The organism is Azoarcus sp. CIB (genome assembly GCF_001190925.1).
Taxonomy (GTDB): Bacteria; Pseudomonadota; Gammaproteobacteria; order Burkholderiales; family Rhodocyclaceae; genus Aromatoleum.
Genome location: NZ_CP011072.1, coordinates 3,061,469 through 3,081,658 on the forward strand (window position 1 = coordinate 3,061,469; position 20,190 = coordinate 3,081,658).

A 20,190-nucleotide genomic window follows, 5' to 3' on the forward strand; every position below is an offset into this window, starting at 1 on the left:
GCGATCCTTTCCACTTGTCGTGCCGCCTTTGACCGGGCGGCTCCGGTTCATGCAGTGACGACGGTCTTGTCCGGCATTTCCGCGTATAGGACCTCGACGAGATCCTTGCGCCGCGTCAGCACCGCACGCTGATTGATGTAGCCCTTGTCGGTGATCTCGCCCGCCTCTACCGACGGCGGTTCCGCCATCAGCAGCGCGCGCGTCGGCACCGTCGAGGATCCGCCGCCGCCCTGCGCCAGCGCCGCCATGCCCAAGCGCACCCGCGCCAGCACCGCCGGATTCGTCAGCACCTGCTCGACCGGCGCATCGGCCGGCAGGCCGGGGCACAGCGAGCGGCATTCGGAGACGTTCGGGAACACGAGGAAACCGATCTCGTCGCGATCGTGTCCGGTCACGACGATGTCCTGGGCGACCGGTTTCAGGGCGTCGATGCCCTTCACGCGCAGCGAACCCACATGCACCCAGGTGCCGGTCAGCAGCTTGAAGTCCTCGCCCACGCGGCCATCGAACAGCAAACCCTGCTCCGGCTGCGCCGGATCGACGAACTCGACCGCGTCGCCGATCAGGTAGAAGCCTTCGTCATCGAAGGACTTGGCGGTGAGTTCGGGCTGTTTCCAGTACCCCGGGAACACGTTCGGTCCGCGCACGCGCACTTCCAGCTTGTCCGCCGACGGCACGAGTTTCAGTTCGACGCCCGGCACCGGCACGCCGATCACCCCCGAGCGCACCGCCTGGAAATGGCAGTCGGTCGCGAGCGGCGCGGTCTCGGTCGAACCCCACGACGACACCATCGTGACGCGGCGGCCGGTGGATTCCTCCGAGAGGTTCTCCAGCTCCGCCCACAGGTGCTGCGGCAGCGCCGCGCCGGCGTAGAAGATCAGCTTCAGGCGTCCGAAGAAGGCCTCGCGCAGTTGCGCGTCGCGGCGCAGTTCGGGCACCAGCATGTCGTAGGCACGCGGCACGCTGAAGTAGATCGTCGGCGACACGTCCTTGAGGTTGCGCAACGTCTTGCCCAGCAGCGCCGGCACCGGCTTGCCGTCGTCGATGTAGAGGCTGCCGCCGCAACGCAGCACCATGTTCAGGTTGTGGTTGCTGCCGAAGGTGTGGCTCCACGGCAGCCAGTCCACCAGCACCGGCGGCTCGTCCTTGAGGAAGGGCCACACCAGCTCCTTCGCGAGCTGGCTCGCGCACAGCATGCGCTGCGTGTTGATGACGGCCTTGGGCGTACCGACCGACCCCGACGTGAACAGGAACTTGGCCGTCGTGTCCGGCGTGATGCGATCAAAGGCGCGCATCACCGCGGCTTCGTCGCCGCTTGCCTCGCCACCACTTGCCTCGATATCCGCGAACGCGATGCAACCCGCCGCCTGTCCGCTGCGCCGGCCCGCCACCACGACGCCATCGTGCAGCGGCGCGATCGCATCAATCGCCGCGGCGAATCGCGCCACGTCATCCGCATAGACGACGCCCGGCCGCATCAGCTCGATGTTGCCCTTGAGCTTGACGAAATCCTTCGACATCAGCGAGTTGCCGGTCGAGATCGCGCACGAAGGCACGCCGACATGCATCGCCGCGTACATCAGCAGCGCATGCTCGATGGAGTTGTCGGAAAGGATAACGACCGGCCGCTCCGCGGACAGGTTCTGCCCCAGCAGCCAGGTCGCGATCGCGACCACGCGCCGGCGCGCCTCGCCGTAGCTCACCCGGTCCCACTCGCCCGCCGCGTTGCGCTCGGCGAGGAAGACGCGCTCCGGCGCCACGCGCGCCCAGTGCTCCAGCCACTCGCCGACGCAGCGCGCATAGGTCTGCGGCAGCGGGATGCCCGAGCGCAGGATGCGGCTGCCGTCGGGCCGTTCTTCGACATTGACGACCGGGCGCGCGAACATCGCGTCGGTCTCGTTGATCGCAGTGCTCATGAATCGTCCCCGCGTGCGCTGCTTACTTGATCAGCTTGTAGTTGCCGCTGTCGATCTTCACCAGCACGTGCGAGCGCTCGTCCAGGCCGAAATGGTCGTTGGCGTTCATGTTGTAGACGCCGTGGCTTGCGATGACCTCCTTGTTCCCCTCGAGCGCGTCGCGCAGGGCCGCGCGGAATTCCGGGGTGCCCGGCTTGGCGCTCTTCAGCGCGACCGGCACCGCCTGCTCGATCAGCCGCCACGCATCGAAGGCATGGCCGGCGAAGGACGAGAACGAGCCGGCGCCATACTTTTCCTCGTACTTCGTCACGAGGCTCTTGCCCATCGCCTTGGACGGGTGCGAATCGGCAATCTGGTCCACCACCACGACCGGCCCCACCGGGATGATCACGCCGTCGGCCGCCTTGCCCGCGACCTTGAGGAAGGCCTGGTTCGCGACCGCGTGGGTCTGGTAGACCTGCCCCTTGTAGCCGCGCTCGACCAGCGTGGTCTGCGGCAGGGCGGCGGGGCTGCCGGAGCCCGCGACGAGAACCGCGTCGGGCCGCGCCGATACCAGCTTCAACACCTGGCCGCTCACCGAGGTGTCCGCACGTGCAAAGCGCTCGGTCGCGACCAGCTTGATCCCGGCCGCTTCGGCCTTGGCGGTCACCGAAGTCAGCCAGTCCTCGCCATAGGCATCCGAGAAGCCGATGAAGCCGAGCGTCTTCACCCCGTTCTGCTTCATGTGCCCGATCACCGCAGCGGCCATCACGCTGTTTTGCTGCGGGGTGCGGAACACCCACTTGTTGCGCTCTGCCGGCAGCGACACCGGGCTGATCGTGACCTGCGGCGTGGCGCTCTCGTTGGCCACCTCGGCCATCGCGGCGGTCGCCGGCGTCGTCGAGGAGCCGATCAGTACATCCACCTTGTCCTCGCTGACCAGCCTGCGAGCGTTCTTGGTGGCCATGGTGGGATCGGTCGCATCGTCGAGTACGATGAAATTGACCTTCTCGCCACCGATCTGCGCCGGCAGCAGCGCGAACACGTTCTTCTCCGGAATCCCGAGCGAAGCGCCCGGTCCGGTTGCCGACAACGAGATGCCGATCGTGATGTCGGCCAAGGCCGGCGAAACGTACGAGGCGGCGGCCAGCGAGCACAGCACTGCGAGTTTCTTGACCTGCATGTTCACTCACTCCTTTGGTGTCTTTGCGCCCGACGGTGTCGGGTCGATTGGGTGGCGGTTCGGGCCGCTCTGTCGCCGAAGCTCGCGGGGAGCCGGCATGGTGTGAAAGTTAGCAGCGCTATTGTCACTTGTCAAACACTTGTTCGACTAGTTTGTTAACTTCCTTGCGCACAGCCGCGCGCGGTGCTCCGGCAAGCGGAAATCCGCAGCCGGAACACCCGCGAGATCGTTAGAAACTGTGCCGCATGCCGACGCCGATCAACCTCGTCGCCCCGCCACGCTCGGCCAGCCCGTTATAGACGCTGCGCGCCACCGCGTCGTCGTTGTCGGCACGGATCACCCGCCCGTACAGCGCCGTGCGCTTCGAAAGATCATGGCTGTAGCCGAGGGCCCAGGAACGCGAATCCGACTGGCTCGCATCCGACCTGTACGCAGCGTAGGCGACCTGCACGTTGCCCGCCGCGCCCACGGGAATGCGCGCGCCGAGGTTCCACAGCCGCGCCTCCGCCGCCACGTCGCCGTCCAGCGTCTGGTAGCTGCCGATCACCTTCACGACCTTGAAGTCGTAGGAGGCCCCGAGCATGTGCTCGCGCTGCCGCCGGTCCACGATGGGCGCGGCGACGGTGCTGGTGTCGAGGCGATGGAACACGTAGCCGACCGACAGCGGGCCGTTCGCATAGTTGATGCTCGCGCCGGCGAACTCGCCCGCGTTGCGGTTCACCGTGCTCTCCTGCCCCACGCCGTACATCGCGCTGACCGTCAGCCCGCCCCAGTTCGGCGAGTTGTAGTTGATCGAGTTGTTCACCCGCCCCGGGCCGGTCGACACGACGCTCATGCTCCCCTGCGCCGCGAGCGCGGTGACCGGCGAGAACGGCCCGCCCATCAGCGCGTCGTAACGCAGCAGCGACATCCAGTACCCCGGCGAGTGCTGGCGCCCCGCCGTGACGGTGCCGAAGCCGCCCTGCAGGCCGACGAAGGACTGCCGGCTGAACAGCACGCCCGGCGGCACGGTGCCACCGGTATCGGCGGCGATGCCGCTTTCCAGCCGGAACAGCGCCTTCAGGCCGTTACCCAGATCCTCGGTGCCGTGAAAGCCGATGCGGCTCGGCTCCAGGCCGCCGCTGTCGACCACGGTGAGGCTCTTGTGCTCCCCACGCGCCTGGCCCACGAACATGTCCATCGCACCGTAGATCGTGACGTTCGACTGTGCGAACACAGGTCCGGCAACCACCCCCAGCGCGGCAAACCCTGCAACGATTCGAAAACCCTTCATGCCTCCTCCTTTGCCATATCAATATATTTATGAGCGGACGACGGGCACTGCACAGCCCCGCCCGCGTCGTCCGGCGCAGGCGGTCACAAGCGAAAACGGGGATCAGGCAGCGAGCCTGTCCTGGTGCTTCCCACCCAGCCCCAGATACGCCTCGATCACCCGCGGATCATCGGCAAGCTGCTTGGCCGGCCCTTCCATCGAGATCTCGCCGGTCTCGAGCACGTAGGCGTAGTCGGCAACCTGCAGCGCCGCGCGCGCGTTCTGCTCGACCAGCAGGATCGACACCCCGCGCCGGCGCAGCTCGCCGATGATGCGGAAGATCTCGCGCACGATCAGCGGGGCGAGGCCCAGGCTCGGTTCATCGAGCATCAGCAGCTTCGGCTTGGCCATCAGCGCGCGCCCCACCGCCAGCATCTGGCGCTCGCCGCCGGAGAGCGTGCCGGCGAGCTGCGCCTTGCGCTCCTTGAGGCGCGGGAAGAGGTGATACACCTCTTCCATCGTCTCGGCGTGATCGCGCTTGCCCATGCGGTAGCGCTGGAAGGCGCCCAGCAGCAGGTTGTCCTCGACGCTCATCTCGGCGAAGAGCTCGCGTTTTTCCGGGACGAGGTTCATGCCGCGCGCGACCATGCGCTCCACCCGCGGCACGTACTCGGCCTCGCCGTCGAAGGTGACCTGCCCGCGCGACTCCAACAGGCCCATGATCGCCGACAGCATGGTCGTCTTGCCCGCGCCGTTGGGGCCGATCACGGTGACGATCTGCCCTTCACCGACGCGGATGTTGGCGTTCGACAAGGCCTCGACCTTGCCGTAGGCGACACACAGGTCGCGCACCTCGAGCACCGTGCGCGGGGGATTGGGGGCGTTGGGGGCGGTGTCGATGGTCTGCTCGATCACGTTGATCTCCACGCTCATGCCGTTCATTCCACACCTCCGAGATAGGCTTCGAGCACCGCCGGGTTCTGCTGCACTTCCTCGGGCAGGCCCTCGGCGATCTTCTGGCCGAACTCCATCACGACGACGCGATCGACCAGTCCCATCACGAAGTCCATGTCGTGCTCGACCAGCAGGATGCCCATGCCTTCGCCCCGGAGCTTCCTGAGGAGCTCGGCGAGCGCCTGCTTCTCCTTGAAGCGCAGGCCCGCGGCCGGCTCGTCGAGGAGCAAGAGGCAGGGGTCAGCGGCGAGTGCGCGGGCGATCTCGAGGATGCGCTGCTGGCCCAGCGCGAGGCTGCCGGCGGCGTCGAACATGTGCTCGGCCAGCCCCACGCGTTCGATCTGGCGCGCGGCTTCGTTGAGGAGCCGCGCTTCCTCGGCGCGGTCGAGGCGCCATGCGGCGGGGAACACGCCCTTGTCGCCGCGCATGTGCGCGCCGATGGCGACGTTCTCAAGCACGCTCATGGTCGGCAGCAGCTTCACGTGCTGGAAGGTGCGGCTCATGCCCATGCGGGCGATCGCGCGCGAGCCGCGCCCGGCGACCGGTTTGCCGAGGAACAGCACGTCGCCCGAGGTCGGGGTGTCGACGCCCGAGATCTGGTTGAACATGGTGCTTTTGCCCGCGCCGTTGGGGCCGATCAGCGCGAGGATCTCGCCCGCCTTGACGGTGAGGCTCATGGCGTTGTTGGCGACGAGACCACCGAACTTGCGCGTGACCTCCTTCGCTTCGAGGATCACGTCCCCGCGCGCGGGCAGCGGCTTTCTCGGCAGCGGCTCGGCCGCGGCATCGAGCGTGCGTTGGGTCGCCTTCACCGGCACGAAGCGGGCGAACAAGGGCCACAGGCCTTCGCGCGCGCGCTGCAGGATGATGATCATCATCAGGCCGAAGAAGATCACCTCGAAGTTGCCGCTCTGGCCGAAGATGCGGGGCAGGATGTCCTGCAGCCACTGCTTGGCGATGGTGATGACGCCCGCGCCGAGGAGCGCGCCCCACACCTGGCCGGCGCCACCGACCACCGCCATGAAGAGGTACTCGATGCCGATGTGGAGTCCAAAGGGGGTGGGGTTCACAAAGCGCTGCATGTGCGCGTAGAGCCAGCCCGAGGCGCAGGCGTGGAGTGCGGCGATGACGAAGATCACCATGCGCGCGCGCGCGGTATCCACCCCCATCGCCTCGGCCATCACCATGCCGCCCTTCAAGGCCCGGATCGCGCGGCCTTCGCGCGAGTCGAGCAGGTTCTGGGTGGTGAACACCGCCAAGAGCAGGAAGGCCCAGATGAGGTAGAAGATCTGGCTGCCGTCGGTGAGTTCATAGCCGAAGATCGCGATCGGCGGGATGCCGGTGAGTCCCGTATGGCCGCCCAGCGTTTCGAGGGTGCCGAAGAGGAAGTACAGGCTGATGCCCCACGCGATGGTGCCCAGCGGCAGGTAGTGGCCCGACAGGCGCAGCGTGAGCGAGCCGAGGACGAACGCGACGGTGGCGGTGAACGCCAGGCCGACGAAGAGGGCCAGCCACGGCGAGCCGCCCGCCCACGCGAGCCACGCGGGCAAGTCGGTCGCGGTGGTGAGCACCGCGGTGGTGTAGGCGCCGAGGCCCACGAAGGCGGCCTGGCCGAAGCTCGTGAGGCCGCCGACGCCGGTGAGCAGCACGAGGCCGAGGGCGACCAGCGCATACAGGCCGATGTAGTTGAGCAGCGTGACGTAGAAGGGCGGCATCACGAGCGGCGCCACCAGCAGCAGCGCGAGGAAGCTGCCCAGGACGGACCGGGCGGACAGTGCGGGCTTCATTCCTCTTCCTCCACGTGGTGGCTGGTGAACGAACGCCACAAGAGCACCGGGATGATGAGCGTGAACACGATGACTTCCTTGTAGGCGCTGGCCCAGAAGGAGCTGAAGGCTTCGAGCAGGCCGACGAGCACGGCGCCGGCGGCGGCGATCGGGTAGCTGGCGAGTCCGCCGACGATGGCGGCCACGAAGCCCTTCAAGCCGATGAGGAAGCCGGTGTCGTAGTAGATGGTGGTGATCGGGGCGATCAGCACGCCGGACAAGGCGCCGATGAGCGCCGCGAGCAGGAAGGTGAGGCGCCCGGCGAGCGCGGGAGAGATGCCCATCAGGCGCGCGCCGTTGCGGTTCATCGCGGTCGCGCGCAGCGCCTTGCCATAGATCGTGCGACCGAAGAACAGGTAGAGCGCGACGATGAGCACGATGGAGGCGGCGATGACCCAGATCGTCTGGCCGTTCACCAGCATCGGCCCAAGCTCGAAACGTGCTTCCGAGAAGGCCGGGGTGCGGGAACCCTCGGCGCCGAAGAACAGCAGCCCGAGCCCGACCATGCCCACGTGCACGGCGACCGAGACGATCAGCAGGATCAGCACCGGGGCGGCGGCGATCGGCTGGTAGATCAGGCGGTACATCAGCGGGCCCATCGGCACCACCACGAGGAGCGCCAGCAGCACCTGCAGCGGCAGCGCGAGGGTCGTGAGCGGCAGCCCGTACAGCAGCGCCGCGAGCAGCGCGGGGTAGCCGACGTTCCACGCCAGCACGCCCGCGAGGCGCCCCTTCTGGCCGCTATGCAGCGCGCCGCGCGCATCGACCGCCGCGGCGAGCACGCCCGCGCCGAGCAAGAGCCACAGCGTCGCCGGTACCGTGCCGGCCTGGATCATGACGAGAGTCAGCGCGCCATAGGCGACGAACTCCCCCTGCGGAATGAAGATCACCCGCGTCACGGCAAACACCAACACCAGCGCGAGCGCGAGCAGCGCGTAGATCGCACCGTTGGTGATGCCGTCCTGTGCGAGCAACAGCGCTATCTGGAAATCCATGGACGAACCCCGGCCGTCCGCGCCTTTGGCGCGGAAACACTAGAGATGAAAGGGAAGAAGCCGCGCGTCCGCGGCGGCTGGCTCGACGTCAGGGACGCGGCGCCAGAACTCCGGGTAAGGGAATCGCCGGGGGAACGGATCGGGAGGTCGGGGGCTCGCCGGCACGCGGCGCGGCAGCGACAGGTGTGGTGGTCATTGCGTCTTGTCTCCGTTCTTGGCCGCCCCGAAGCGGGTACGGCGGGTGGCAGCCTGGTTGGCCGCTCTCGAGTCTTGCTCCCGCAGGCGCATGCCCTGACGGTGCCCGATTAAGCTACAGATACAAAACAGACTTGTCAAACACTTGGTCAAGTAGTCTAATCATCAACAGGGGATACGCCGAACAGCTGCCGGCGTCCGGCGCCCCCCGCCCCGGACATGCAGCCCGGCGCCCTGCACGTTATGATTTCGACCGACAACCGCTTCCAGCCACCTTCCTGATGACATCCGCTTCAGCCGCCGCTCACGACGATTCGCATTTTTTCTCGACCGAGGCCGAGATCCTGCGGCTGTCGCGCGAGGAACCCGAGCTCGGCCAGGCCGCCGTGGCGGATCGCCTGCGCCGCGCCGGCCTGACGATTTCCCCTTCCGGCGTGCGCTACATCTGGCAGAAACACGGTCTGGAGACCACCGCCAAGCGCCTGCAGGCGCTGGTGGACGCCACCCCGGAAGGCCTCGCCACGCTCACCGACAACCAGCGCGAGCTCCTCGAACGCGGCACGCTCAGCGCGCAGCTCGCAACGTCGGCGGTCGACGGTTCGGGCGACAAGGACGAACCGCTCGATCGCCGCCAGATCATCCTCAACGCTGCTGCCGAACTCTTTTCCGAGCAGGGTTACGATCGCAGCTCCATCCGCGACATCGCACGCAAGGTCGGCCTGCTGCCCGGCTCGGTCTACCATCACTTCGCCTCCAAGGACGAGCTCTACCTCGCCGTCCACCGCGAAGGCTTCCAGCGCGTGATGAGCACGATCACGACCGAGATCGAAGCGCTTTCCGACCCCTGGGAGCGCCTGCGCCGCGCCTGCGAGGTGCACGTCGCCCAGATGATCGAAGGCCCGGCGGTCGAGCGCATCACGGGGCACAACCTCGCGCTCATCGGCAACCAGGAACTGCTCGCCAAGATCCAGCCCGCGCGCGAGGCCTACGAACAGCTGTTCCGCGGCCTCGTCGACGCCCTGCCCGTGGCCGCCGGCACCGACCGCTCCCTGCTGCGTCTCTTCCTGCTCGGCGGCATGAACTGGGTGTACCTGTGGTACCGCGAAGGCCGCCGCACCCCGCAGCAGATCGCCGACGCGATGGTCGAGATGGTGCGCCGCGGCGTCGCGCCGTCCTGAACCGAAGCCCGCCGGGGCCAGAGCCCCGTTTCCTTGCCTTTCCGCCGCGATCCGCCATAACTGAAATGAATGATCGGAGACGGCCATGTTCAAGGACAGGGAAGACGCCGCGCGTCAGCTCGCGGCGAAGCTCAAGGGGCACCCGCTGAAGGATCCGCTGGTGCTGGCGATTCCGCGCGGCGGCGTCGTCACCGGGGCCGTGCTCGCGCGCGAGCTCGGCGCGGAACTTGACGTCGTGCTCGCCCGCAAGCTGCGCGCCCGCCACGACCCGGAGCTCGCGGTCGGCGCGATCGGCGAGGATGGCGAGGAATACCTGGCGGACTACGCGCGTTCGGTGGTCGGCGTCGATGACGACTACCTCGAACGTGAACGCGCCCACCAGATCGCCGAGATCGACCGCCGCAAGGAACGTTTTCGCGCCGTGCGCCCCGCGGCCGAGATCGCCGGACGCTCTGTCATCGTCACCGACGACGGGGTGGCGACCGGTGCGACGATGCTTGCGGCGCTGCACGTGATCCGCGCGAAGCAGCCGTACGAGCTGATCGTCGCCGTCCCGGTCGCGCCGCCCGACACGCTGGACACCCTCGCCCGCCACTGCGACCACGTCGAATGCGTGCTGAAGCCGACCTGGCTGGGCGGCATCAGCGGCTTCTACGGCGACTTCACGCAGGTCGAGGACGACGAGGCGCTGCGCCTGCTGCGCGACTACCGCCGCCCGGCGCCCGGTCCGTAGGCCTATCCCGCCCGCACCGCGTGCTGCGGCTACCGGCACGCCCGTCGCCGCAGCCACGCCTTGCGCCCCTCCTCCAGCGCCACCATCGCAAGCGCCAGCGGCAGCATCCACAGCCAGGTTTCGGCGTCGAGCGGCGCGGTGCCGAAGATGGCGTTGCCAACTGGCAGATAGACGATCGCCGCGATCAGCGCCAACTCGAATCCCAGCCCCCACAGCAGCAGCGGATTGGCCGCCAGCCGCGGAGGCCAGGCCGGCAGGCGCGCATCGCGGCACAGGAACAGGTTCGCGACCTGCATCACGACGATCGTCGCCAGGCAGGCCGTGGTCGCCTCCAGGTACAGCGGATCCAGCCTGCCGAGCGCTTCTCCGCGCACCCAGCCCCCCGCCGCGAGCACGCCGAAAAACATGGCGAGCGACGCAGCCGACTCCAGCACGCCGAGGAAGAGGTAAGCCCGCGCGATCAGCGCCCCGTCCACCAGACGTGCGCTGCGCGGGCGGGGCGGCCGCTTCATCAGTCCCGGCGACGGCGGCTCGGCACCGAGCGCGAGCGCGGGCAGCATGTCGGTGCCGAGGTCGACGGCCAGGATCTGGATCACCGTCAGCGGCAGGGGCACGCGCAGCAACACGAACACCAGGCACGGGACCACCTCGGGGATGTTGGACGTGAGGATGTAGGTCAGGAACTTGCGCAGGTTCTCGAACACCGCGCGCCCCTCCTCGATGGCGCTGACGATGGTCGCGAAGTGGTCGTCCAGCAGCACCATGTCGGCCGCCTCCTTCGCCACGTCGGTGCCGCTGCGCCCCATCGCAATGCCGATGTCCGCCGCCCGCAGTGCCGGCGCGTCGTTCACGCCGTCGCCCGTCACCGCGACCACCTCGCCACGCTGCTGCAAGGCCTGAACGACGCGTAGCTTGTGCTCGGCGGTGACGCGCGCGCAGATCACCTGCGGGCTCTCGAGCGCCAGCGCGAGCTGCGCCACATTCATGCGTGCGACGTCCTCGCCGCGCAGCACCCGCGGCGCATCGCCGTTCAGGCCGATCTCGCGCCCGATCGCGACGGCCGTCGCCGGGTAGTCCCCCGTCACCATGATCACGCGGATGCCCGCCTCGCGGCAGCGCGCCACCGCCTCGCGCACGTCCGGTCGCGGCGGATCCTCGATGCCGGCCAGCCCTTCGAGGATCAGGTCGCGCTCGGCCTCGTCTTCAGCCCTATCATCGGCCACGGTCTCGCCGGCATCGAGCTGCCGCCGCGCGAACGCGATCACCCGCAAGCCCCGACGCGCCATCGCATCGAGCTCGCCATGGATGGCGTCCTCGTCCACCGCCACTGTCCCGCCGTCGGGTGCGCGCTGCAGCACGCAGCGCGGCACGACGACCTCCGGCGCCCCCTTGCACAGCAGCCATACGGCGCCGCCATCCGCTACCGCCACCGACATGCGGTTGCGCCCCGTCTCGAACGGCAGCTCGCCGACCCGCGTGCCCGACTCGCGCACGCCCCATGCCGCCGCACACTCGACCAGCGCGACCTCCATCGGATCGCCCGCATAGCCGCCTTCGCCATCCGGATCGAGCCGCAGGCCGTGGCACCCCGCGGCGACGGCGAGCAGGCCCGCCAGCGCGGGCGTCGCGCCCGCCTCATTTGCCCCCTCCACCCGCTCGGGGCGCGGCATCCACGCCCTCCCCCCCGCCATCAGGCTGACGACACGCATGCGGTTCTCGGTCAGCGTCCCGGTCTTGTCGGTGCAGATCACCGTCGTCGCGCCCAGCGTCTCGACCGCCGGCAGGTGGCGCACCAGGGCATTGCGCCGCGCCATGCGCTGCGTCGCCATCGCGAGCGACAAGGTCACGGTCGGCAGCAGGCCCTCGGGCACGTTTGCGACGATGATCGCGATCGCGAACAGCGCGCTGTCCCAGAAAGGCACGCCGATCGCACGACCGACGAAGAAGAAGACCGCGCCCAGCGCCGTTGCCGCCAGCGCGACCAGCCGCGACAGACGGGCGATCTCCAGCGCCAGCGGCGACGGCCGCTCCTCCGTGTGCTGGCTCAGGTGCGCGATGCGGCCGAACTCGGTGTGCATGCCGGTCGCGAACACCACCGCCTGCGCATGCCCGGCGACCACCGAAGTCCCCGCGAGCAACAGGTTGCGTGCGTCCTCCACCCCCACCGCCTCCACCGGCTCCGCCACCCGCCCCACCGGCCGCGATTCGCCCGTCACCGTCGCGGCATTGACGCGCAGGCCACGGGCCTCGATCACGCGGCAATCGGCCGGCACGTTGTCGCCCGCCTCCAGCGCAATCACGTCGCCCGGCACGAGATCCTGCGCCAGCAACGCATCCAGCCTTCCGTCGCGGCACGCCAGCGCGCGCTGCGGCAGCAACGCCGCCAGCGCCTCGACCGCCCGCTCCGCCCGGTACTCCTGCCAGAACGAGAAGCAGCCATTCACAAAGATCACGCCGACGATCACCGCTGCCAACGCGCCCATGCCCTGACCCGGATCGAAGCGGTCGGCAATCAGCGCGAGCGCCGCGGCGACCCACAGGACGATCGCGAAGAAGTGGGTGAATTCGCGCGCGAAACGCAGCGCAAGCAGCTGTCGCGGACGGGTCTCGACGCGGTTGAGGCCGAAGGTCGCAAGCCGGCGCACGGCCTCGACGGTCGACAGCCCCTCGCGGCCCGTTCCCAGCCCTGCCAGCACCTCGTCGACCTGCCCGCGCCAGATATCCATCCCTATCTCCGGTCCGCGCCCCGCTTCTGGCGCCCCCTTGGCCGGACCGCATCCCCCCGGCGGCCCGCGACCTGTTCTCAGCATGGATCGCAATGGCCATTGCGCAATGACGGCGAGGCCGGAGCGTGCGTGAAAATTGCACACTTCAACAAAACAAGCCCCAAAGTGATCCGAGGCAACTCTGCGTAGACGGCTAATATTCGGTTACTATCACTTACAGCTAATAGTCCGAGAACGGTGCCCCTGAGGCGCCCCCGGGCGAAGTGCGCAGGCTGCAGTACCCATCACGGACAGTGCGATTCGGCGATCGAATAATCCGACCAATGCGCGATCTACAGCTTCCGCAAACCGTCACGGTTGCAATCGAAGGCGCGAACGTCCCTCCGCTGCCTCAGGTGCTGCTGCGCCTGATTCAGCAACTGGACGACGAATCCTCGACGATCGAATCCCTCGCCGCGATCGTGAGCCAGGATCCCGCGCTCAGCGCGCGCATCCTGACCGCCGCCAATTCGGCCGCGTTCTACCGCAGCACCCCTGCGGGCGACATCAAGTCCTGCGTCTCGCTGCTCGGAACCCGCATGGTGCGCTCCATGGCCACCTGCCTTGCGGTGAAGCGGCTGTTCGACGCCGATCCCGGAACCGTGTCCGTCGATCTCACCGACTTCTGGCGCCATTCGCTGCTCGTCGCCGAGACGAGCCGGGCGATGGCGTCCGCGACCGGCTATCCGCACCCCGGCGAGGCCTTTCTCGCGGGACTCCTGCACGATATCGGCCAGCTCGTGCTCATGTCCGCGCTGGGGGAACAATATGCGTGGCTGCTCTCGCAGACCGGCGATGAAGACAAGCTGATCGAGCTCGAGCGCACCAGCCTGTCCACCGATCACTGCGAGGTGGGCACCTGGCTTGCCGACCAGTGGCGCCTCGACAGCGGACTCGCCGATGCGCTCCTGTTCCACCACGCGAGCGCGGAAGAAATCGCCACCGCCTCGAACCTGCCTCGCCTGGTGTGGTTCTCCGACGCGCTCGCGCGCGGCGTGCCGGGCCTCGCGCCCTTCGAGGAGCTCGCCGCGACGCTCTTCGGCACCGATTCGAGTTTCGATGCGGGACGCATCCTGACCCGCGCCCTCGACCATGTGCAGGTCATCGCCACCGCCATGGGGGTCGCAGCACGGCCGGAGGCGGACGACGCCTCGCCGCAGCGCACACTCCCCAACGTCACGATCCTGGCCCCAGCCAATGCGCCGCACGAAGCGGACCGCGCGTTGGCCGAGCGCATCTGCGACATGGCGGTCATGCACCCGCTGCAGCAGGACCTGTTCGAACTCGCGAGCGAAACCGAACTGCTGAATGCCCTGCGCGAATCCGCGCGCATCCTGTTCGAACTGCCGCGCATGGGCTTCCTGCTCATCGACCGCGAATCGGGCGAGCTGAGCGGCGGCGAGATCGCCGGTCAGGCCGCCATCTTCCGCCAGACACGCGTCGCGCGCGGCACCGACGCCGGGCTCGCGACGCGCGCGATCGCCGAGCGCGAGGTCCGCAGCAGCTTCGATGACGTCCGGCCGCCGCGGGAATCCCTGCTCGATCGCCAGCTCGCGCGCGCATTCGACAGTGAAGGCATCCTCGCGGTGCCGATGGTCGGCAAGCGCCGCACCGTCGGCGTGATGCTGTTCGCCCTCGGCCACGCAGACCACGCGCGGCTCAAGCGCCGCACCCCCTGGCTGCTCAATTTCGGCCGCATCGGCGGCTTGAGCGTCGAGGCGTGGCAGGACGCAACCACCTCTCGCAAGCAGGCCGGGGACGAAGCGGCCGCGGCCTTCCGCCGTCAGGCACGGCGCATCGCGCACGAGGTGGGCAACCCACTGGGGATCATCAAGAGCTACCTGCGCATCCTCGACCAGAAGCTGCCGGAAAACAGCGACGTACGACACGAGATCGACGTATTGCGCGACGAGATCGACCGCGTCGCCGGCATCGTGCGGCGCATGAACGAGGTGCCGACGCCAGCCGCCGCCGCGACCTCCGTGGCCGTCAACGCGCTCGTGCGCGAACTGCTTGCCCTGTATGGCGCGCCGCTCTTCGGCGACAAGGGCATCGCCGTCACCAGCCGGCTCGGCGACGACGCCGAACGCGCGGCGTGTGACCCCGACAGCCTGAAACAAATTCTCGTTAACCTGTGGAAGAACGCCGCCGAGGCGACGCCCCGAGGTGGGCGCTTCGAAATCTCGGTGCTCGACGGTGTCGTGCAGAATGGGCGGCGACACGTCGAGATCCGCATGGAAGACAGTGGTTCCGGGATGCCCGACGAGGCGATCCGCAACCTGTCCTTCCCGGATCAGGCGCACAGCAGTGCCGATCGCGGTCACGGCCTGTCCATCGTGGGCAGCATCGCCGCACGGATCGGCTGCAAAATTTCATGCCGCAGCAAGGCAGGCGTGGGCACGACGCTCTCGCTCCTGCTGCCGTGTGTCCAGGTTTCATGATGCTTGCGAGCCAACGCGATGCGTGACACTCGCTCCGGAGAACTTCCATGGAGATTGGCAAGAGCCTGTTCTTGGCAGGCAAGGCCGGACCCGCCGCGCAGACCGTAGCGCGGGTGCTGATCGTCGACGACGAACCGCGCATACGTGAGGCCTACGGCGCCCTGCTCGCTGCGGAAGGGCGCGAGATCCTTACCTGCGCCAACGGCGCCGACGCGATCGCACGCCTCGGCAACACCGAGATCGACGTCATGGTGCTGGACCTGCACCTGCCCGACATGCATGGCACCGAGATCATGGCGTGGATGGGCGAGGCCGGCATCGACACCGCCGTGGTGGTCTTCAGCGGCGACGACGCGATCGACTCCGCGATCCTGGCGCTGCGGCGCGGCGCGTGCGAGTTCATCCGCAAGCACGCCGACCCGGAAGAGCTGATCCGGACCGTCGACAAGGCCATCAGCCGACGCCGCCTCGAACGCGAGAACGCGCGCATGACCGCGCGCCTCGAAGAGTCCGAGCGCCTGCACCGCTTCCTCGTCGAATACTCGCCCGACATCATCTACACGCTCGACCCGGAAGGCCGCTTTGTCTTCCTCAACCGCCGCATCGAATCCCTGCTCGGCTACAACCGCGGCGAACTCATCGGCAAGCATTACTCGCTGATCGTGCACCCGATGGACCTGGAGCAGGCGCGCAGCGCCTTCGCCGAACGCCGGGTCGGCCTGCGCGCAACGACCAACCAGGAAATCCGGCTGCGCTGCCGCAACCTCGACGTGCGCAGTTTCGAAAACCGCACCATCGTCGCGATGCTGAGCTCGCAGGGCATCTACCAGCAGGAAATCGACGAGGGCGATGCGAAGCGCTTCGTCGGCACCGCCGGTGTCCTGCGCGACATCACCGAGCGCAAGCACGCCGAAGAGACGATCAGCTACCAGACCTACCACGACCTCCTCACCGGCCTGCCCAACCGCGTGCTGTTCCGCGACCGCCTCAACCTCGCGATCAGCCAGGCACGCCGCCGCGGCGAAGTGGTCGGGCTGATGTACATCGACCTCGACCGCTTCAAGCTCGTGAACGACACCCACGGCCAGCTCGAGGGCGACGAACTGCTCAAGGGCTTCGCCCGTCGCGTGCGCGAATGCCTGCGCGCCGGGGACACGATGTCGCGCCAGAGCGGCGACGAGTTCACGATCCTGCTGCCGGACATCGCCGACGCGGAGGCCGTTCGCACGATCGCGGAAAAGATCACTACGGCGCTGAAGACGCCATTCATCGTGGGCGGTCGCGACTTCCGCTGCACGGCGAGCATCGGCATCGCGGTGTTCCCCGACGACGCCGAAACGCCGGACCACCTGCTGCGTGACGCGGACATCGCGATGTGCCAGGTCAAGGTCCAGGGCAAGAACGGATTCCTGCGCTACACGGAGGAGATGAGCCGCAACCACAGCGAACGCGTGGATCTCGACAACGAGCTGCGCATCGCGATCGAAACCGGCCAGCTCACACTGCACTACCAGCCGCAGGTCGACATCCGCCGCGGCCGCGTCACCGGCGTCGAGGCCTTGGTGCGCTGGGAACATCCCGAGCGCGGCATGCTCGGGCCCAACACTTTCATCCCGCTCGCCGAGGAAGGCGGCCTGATCTTCGCGATCAGCGACTGGGTCCTCAACGAGGCCTGCCGCCAGCAGGCGATCTGGATCAAGCGCGGCGTCACCGACCTGAAGGTCGCCGTGAACATCTCGCCGCTCGAATTTACCCGCGCCGACATCGTCGAGCGCATCCTGCAGCCGATCCGCACTCACCAGCTGCCGCCCGAAAGCATCGAGATCGAGATCACCGAAAACATGCTGATGGATGACGCCGAAACCGTCATTGCGAAGGTGCAGGAGTTGCGCACGCATGGCCTGCGCATCTCGATAGACGACTTCGGCACGCGCTTCTCGTCGCTGAATTACCTGCGCCGCTTCCCCGTCAATACCATCAAGATCGACCAATCCTTCGTCCGCGACCTCGAGACCACCGGCAGCCAGTCGCCGGTGATCAGCGCGATCGTCGGCATCGCCCGCGGCTTCGGGCTCAGCGTGCTGGCCGAAGGCGTGGAGACGGAAAACCAGATCGACGCACTGCGGCTGCACGGCTGCGATGTGATGCAGGGCTTCCGCTTCAGCCGGCCGGTGCCGGCCGACGACGTGATGCGCTACATCGCGGCGCACCATGCGCTGGAAACCAGCTGAAGGGCAGCGCCCAAGGCCGTGCCGTCCACCTCAGCGCGCGGACGCCGCGGCAACCTGCACGACGCCGGCCTCCACACGCACCGCAAACGTCACAACGGGCTCGCAGGCGGGCGGCGTCAGTGCGGCGCCGGTGACCAGGGAGAAGCGCGCGCCGTGGCGCGGACAGATCACCTCGTCGCCCTCGACGACGCCCCACGACAAGGCCTCTTCCTCGTGGCTGCAGCGGTCCTCGATCGCGTAATAGCGTCCGCCCACATTGAACACCGCCACCTCGCGGCCGTCCTCCAGCACCACGACGCGCACCGTCCCGTCGGTGAAATCGTCGACCTTCGCGACATCGACCCAGTCCGCCATCACAGCAGCCCCAGTTCGAGTCGCGCCGCTTCGCTCATCTGCGCGGCCGACCACGGCGGATCCCACACCAACTCGACGCTCGCCTCGCTGACGCCAGAGACCTCCTCGACCGCACACTGCACGGTACCCGGAAACGTCTCCGCGACCGGGCAGCCGGGTGCCGTGAGGGTCATGCGCACGGCGACCTTGCCGGACTCCTCATCGACATCGAGTCCGTAGATCAGCCCCAGGTCGTAGATGTTCACCGGAATTTCCGGGTCGTACACGGTGCGCAGCGCCGCGATGACGTCTGCCCGCAGTCCGCTCGCCGGCGGCGCCGGCCCTTCCTCGGCCTTCAGCTTCTCGGCGCGGTGCAGCCAATCGAAGATGCTCATGTCACCTCTCTTCCCCTTCCTTTCCCGCTTATCCATCTGCCGCCCGTCCCGTGCTGTCGGGCACCGCTCCCCCCTGTTCGTCCTGCTCGGTGCTCACCGGTGCGGACTGGTCGCGCAGCGCCGCGAGCAGCGTGTGCCACGCGAGCGTCGCGCACTTCACGCGCGCGGGGAATTCCGCGACGCCGGCCAGCACCTCAAGCTTGCCGAGCGGCGGGTCCTCCACCGTACCGTGGCCAGTGACCAGCGCATGGAAACCGTCGAACAAGGCCTGCGCCTCGGCCTCGGTCCTGCCCTTCAAGGCCTCGCTCATCAGCGACGCCGACGCGGTCGAGATCGCGCAGCCGGTGCCCTCGAAGCGCACGTCCTCGATCACCCCGTCGCGCGTCTTCACGAACAGCGTGATGCGGTCGCCGCACAGCGGGTTGAAACCCTCGGCGGTGTGATTCGCATCCGCGAGCGCGCCAAAATTGCGCGGCCGCCGGCCGTGGTCGAGGATGAGTTCCTGGTACAGGTCGCGCAGCTCAGGCATCGCCGAACACCTCCCGCACCTTCTCCAGCGCGGCGAACAGCGCCGCGACGTCGGCGTGCGTGTTGTACAGCGCGAACGACGCGCGCACGGTCGCGGCAACGCCGAAACGCTCCATCAGCGGCATCGCGCAGTGGTGCCCGGTGCGCACGGCCACCCCCTCGTGGTCGAGGATGGAGCCGACGTCGTGCGCATGCACGTCCGCGAGCACGAAGGACAGGATCGCGGCCTTCTCACGCGCCGTGCCGATGAGGCGCAGGCCGGGGAAGGCCCGCGCGCGCTCGGTCGCATCGCGCAGCAGCGCGCCTTCGTGCGCCGCGATCGCGTCGAAGCCGACATCGCGCACATAGCGCATCGCCTCGCCGAGCGCGATCGCACCGGCGATGTTCGGGGTGCCGGCCTCGAACTTGTACGGCAGGTCGTTATAGGTCGTGCGCGCAAAACTCACCTGCCGGATCATGTCGCCGCCGCCCTGCCACGGCGGCATCGCCTCCAGCAGCGCGCGCCGCCCGTACAGCACGCCGGTGCCGGTGGGCCCGTACAGCTTGTGCCCCGAAAAAGCGTAGAAGTCGCAATCGAGCGCCTGCACGTCGATCGCCAGATGCGGCACCGCCTGCGCGCCGTCGAGCAACACCGGCACGCCGCGCGCATGCGCCAGCGCGGTCAGCTCGCGCACCGGGTTGATCGTGCCCAGCGCGTTCGACACGTGCGTCAGCCCGATGATGCGCGTGCGCGGCGACAGCAGCGCCGCGAAGGCCGCCACGTCGAGCTCGCCGTCGTCGGCGACCGGCACCACCTTCAGCACGGCCCCGCTGCGCTCGCACGCGAGCTGCCACGGCACGATGTTGGAGTGGTGCTCCATGCCGGTGATCAGGATCTCGTCGCCGGCGCGGAAACGGGCGCCGAAGCTGTTGGCGACAAGATTGATCGCCTCGGTGGTGCCGCGCACGAACACGATCTCCTCGCGCTGCGCGGCGTTGATGAACGCCTGCGCCGTGTCGCGCGCGGCTTCGTAGGCATCGGTCGCCTCCTGGCTCAGGCGATGCACGCCGCGGTGCACGTTCGCATTGAGGTGCTCGTAGTAATGCGCCTCGGCATCGATCACGCACTGTGGCTTCTGGCTCGTCGCGCCATTGTCCAGATACACCAGCGGCCGGTCATTCACCGTGCGCGCGAGGATCGGGAAGTCCGCCCGCCGACGCAGGATGTCGCTCGCAGCGCCCGTACCCGCCGCCCTGCCCAGCGCCGCACGTTCCTTGGGGTCGTCGCGCATCATCGACCTCCTCCC

At 68.2% G+C, this 20,190-nt stretch carries 15 protein-coding genes; 4 read left to right on the forward strand and 11 right to left on the reverse strand.

Features of this window, described 5'->3' with window-relative positions; all coding sequences use genetic code 11:
• Nucleotides 1–47 precede the first annotated feature (47 nt).
• The 6 genes from AzCIB_RS13515 to AzCIB_RS13540 all read right to left on the reverse strand — a co-directional run bounded on the left by AzCIB_RS13515 (nucleotide 48) and on the right by AzCIB_RS13540 (nucleotide 8,105).
• On the reverse strand, nucleotides 48–1,916 hold the full coding sequence (locus AzCIB_RS13515) for a feruloyl-CoA synthase (protein ID WP_050416376.1): 1,869 nt from the start codon (nucleotides 1,914–1,916) through the stop codon (nucleotides 48–50).
• A 22-nt stretch (nucleotides 1,917–1,938) separates the two neighbouring features.
• Nucleotides 1,939–3,078 (reverse strand): ABC transporter substrate-binding protein, encoded by a 1,140-nt coding sequence (locus AzCIB_RS13520; RefSeq protein ID WP_050416377.1) that lies wholly within the window; start codon nucleotides 3,076–3,078, stop codon nucleotides 1,939–1,941.
• Between the two features lie 229 nt (nucleotides 3,079–3,307).
• The gene (locus AzCIB_RS13525) at nucleotides 3,308–4,351 is read right to left on the reverse strand and encodes a porin (RefSeq protein WP_050416378.1); all 1,044 of its coding nucleotides are present in this window, start codon (nucleotides 4,349–4,351) and stop codon (nucleotides 3,308–3,310) included.
• Nucleotides 4,352–4,453: 102 nt separating this feature from the next.
• Entirely contained in the window at nucleotides 4,454–5,272 is an 819-nt protein-coding gene (locus AzCIB_RS13530; RefSeq protein ID WP_232299224.1) for an ABC transporter ATP-binding protein, read from the reverse strand.
• Nucleotides 5,269–7,071, reverse strand: a complete 1,803-nt coding sequence (locus AzCIB_RS13535; protein WP_050416379.1) for a branched-chain amino acid ABC transporter ATP-binding protein/permease — start codon at nucleotides 7,069–7,071, stop codon at nucleotides 5,269–5,271. Before AzCIB_RS13535 ends, AzCIB_RS13530 begins: the two co-directional genes overlap by 4 nt.
• Nucleotides 7,068–8,105 carry a branched-chain amino acid ABC transporter permease gene (locus AzCIB_RS13540; RefSeq protein WP_050416380.1) on the reverse strand — a complete coding sequence of 346 codons (1,038 nt, stop codon included), beginning with the start codon at nucleotides 8,103–8,105 and terminating at the stop codon, nucleotides 7,068–7,070. The genes AzCIB_RS13535 and AzCIB_RS13540 overlap by 4 nt, the downstream gene beginning before the upstream one ends.
• Nucleotides 8,106–8,581: 476 nt before the next feature.
• On the opposite strand from AzCIB_RS13540, the gene AzCIB_RS13545 reads away from it, so the two are divergent.
• Both AzCIB_RS13545 and AzCIB_RS13550 read left to right on the forward strand, forming a co-directional pair.
• Nucleotides 8,582–9,478 (forward strand): TetR/AcrR family transcriptional regulator, encoded by an 897-nt coding sequence (locus AzCIB_RS13545; protein WP_050416381.1) that lies wholly within the window; start codon nucleotides 8,582–8,584, stop codon nucleotides 9,476–9,478.
• An 85-nt stretch (nucleotides 9,479–9,563) separates the two neighbouring features.
• Nucleotides 9,564–10,211, forward strand: a complete 648-nt coding sequence (locus AzCIB_RS13550; protein WP_050416382.1) for a phosphoribosyltransferase — start codon at nucleotides 9,564–9,566, stop codon at nucleotides 10,209–10,211.
• 29 nt (nucleotides 10,212–10,240) lie between these two features.
• On the opposite strand, the gene AzCIB_RS24905 is transcribed toward AzCIB_RS13550, so the two are convergent.
• On the reverse strand, nucleotides 10,241–12,937 hold the full coding sequence (locus tag AzCIB_RS24905; RefSeq protein ID WP_050416383.1) for a cation-translocating P-type ATPase: 2,697 nt from the start codon (nucleotides 12,935–12,937) through the stop codon (nucleotides 10,241–10,243).
• 323 nt (nucleotides 12,938–13,260) lie between these two features.
• On the opposite strand from AzCIB_RS24905, the gene AzCIB_RS13560 reads away from it, so the two are divergent.
• Complete coding sequence (locus tag AzCIB_RS13560) at nucleotides 13,261–15,417, forward strand: HDOD domain-containing protein (protein ID WP_050416384.1); 2,157 nt, start codon at nucleotides 13,261–13,263, stop codon at nucleotides 15,415–15,417.
• A gap of 47 nt (nucleotides 15,418–15,464) precedes the next feature.
• Nucleotides 15,465–17,648: a putative bifunctional diguanylate cyclase/phosphodiesterase gene (locus AzCIB_RS13565; RefSeq protein ID WP_050416385.1), complete on the forward strand. Its 2,184-nt coding sequence runs from the start codon at nucleotides 15,465–15,467 to the stop codon at nucleotides 17,646–17,648.
• 30 nt (nucleotides 17,649–17,678) lie between these two features.
• Here the strand turns inward: AzCIB_RS13565 and AzCIB_RS13570 are convergent, their stop codons facing one another.
• From AzCIB_RS13570 to AzCIB_RS13585, 4 genes are read right to left on the reverse strand one after another with little or no spacing between them, the layout of a single operon-like run.
• Nucleotides 17,679–18,002 (reverse strand): non-heme iron oxygenase ferredoxin subunit, encoded by a 324-nt coding sequence (locus AzCIB_RS13570; RefSeq protein WP_050416386.1) that lies wholly within the window; start codon nucleotides 18,000–18,002, stop codon nucleotides 17,679–17,681.
• Complete coding sequence (locus AzCIB_RS13575; RefSeq protein WP_050416387.1) at nucleotides 18,002–18,376, reverse strand: SUF system Fe-S cluster assembly protein; 375 nt, start codon at nucleotides 18,374–18,376, stop codon at nucleotides 18,002–18,004. The genes AzCIB_RS13570 and AzCIB_RS13575 overlap by 1 nt, the downstream gene beginning before the upstream one ends.
• 28 nt (nucleotides 18,377–18,404) lie before the next feature.
• On the reverse strand, nucleotides 18,405–18,905 hold the full coding sequence (sufU, locus tag AzCIB_RS13580) for a Fe-S cluster assembly sulfur transfer protein SufU (protein ID WP_050416388.1): 501 nt from the start codon (nucleotides 18,903–18,905) through the stop codon (nucleotides 18,405–18,407).
• Entirely contained in the window at nucleotides 18,898–20,175 is a 1,278-nt protein-coding gene (locus AzCIB_RS13585; RefSeq protein ID WP_232299440.1) for a cysteine desulfurase, read from the reverse strand. Before AzCIB_RS13585 ends, sufU begins: the two co-directional genes overlap by 8 nt.
• Nucleotides 20,176–20,190 lie beyond the last annotated feature (15 nt).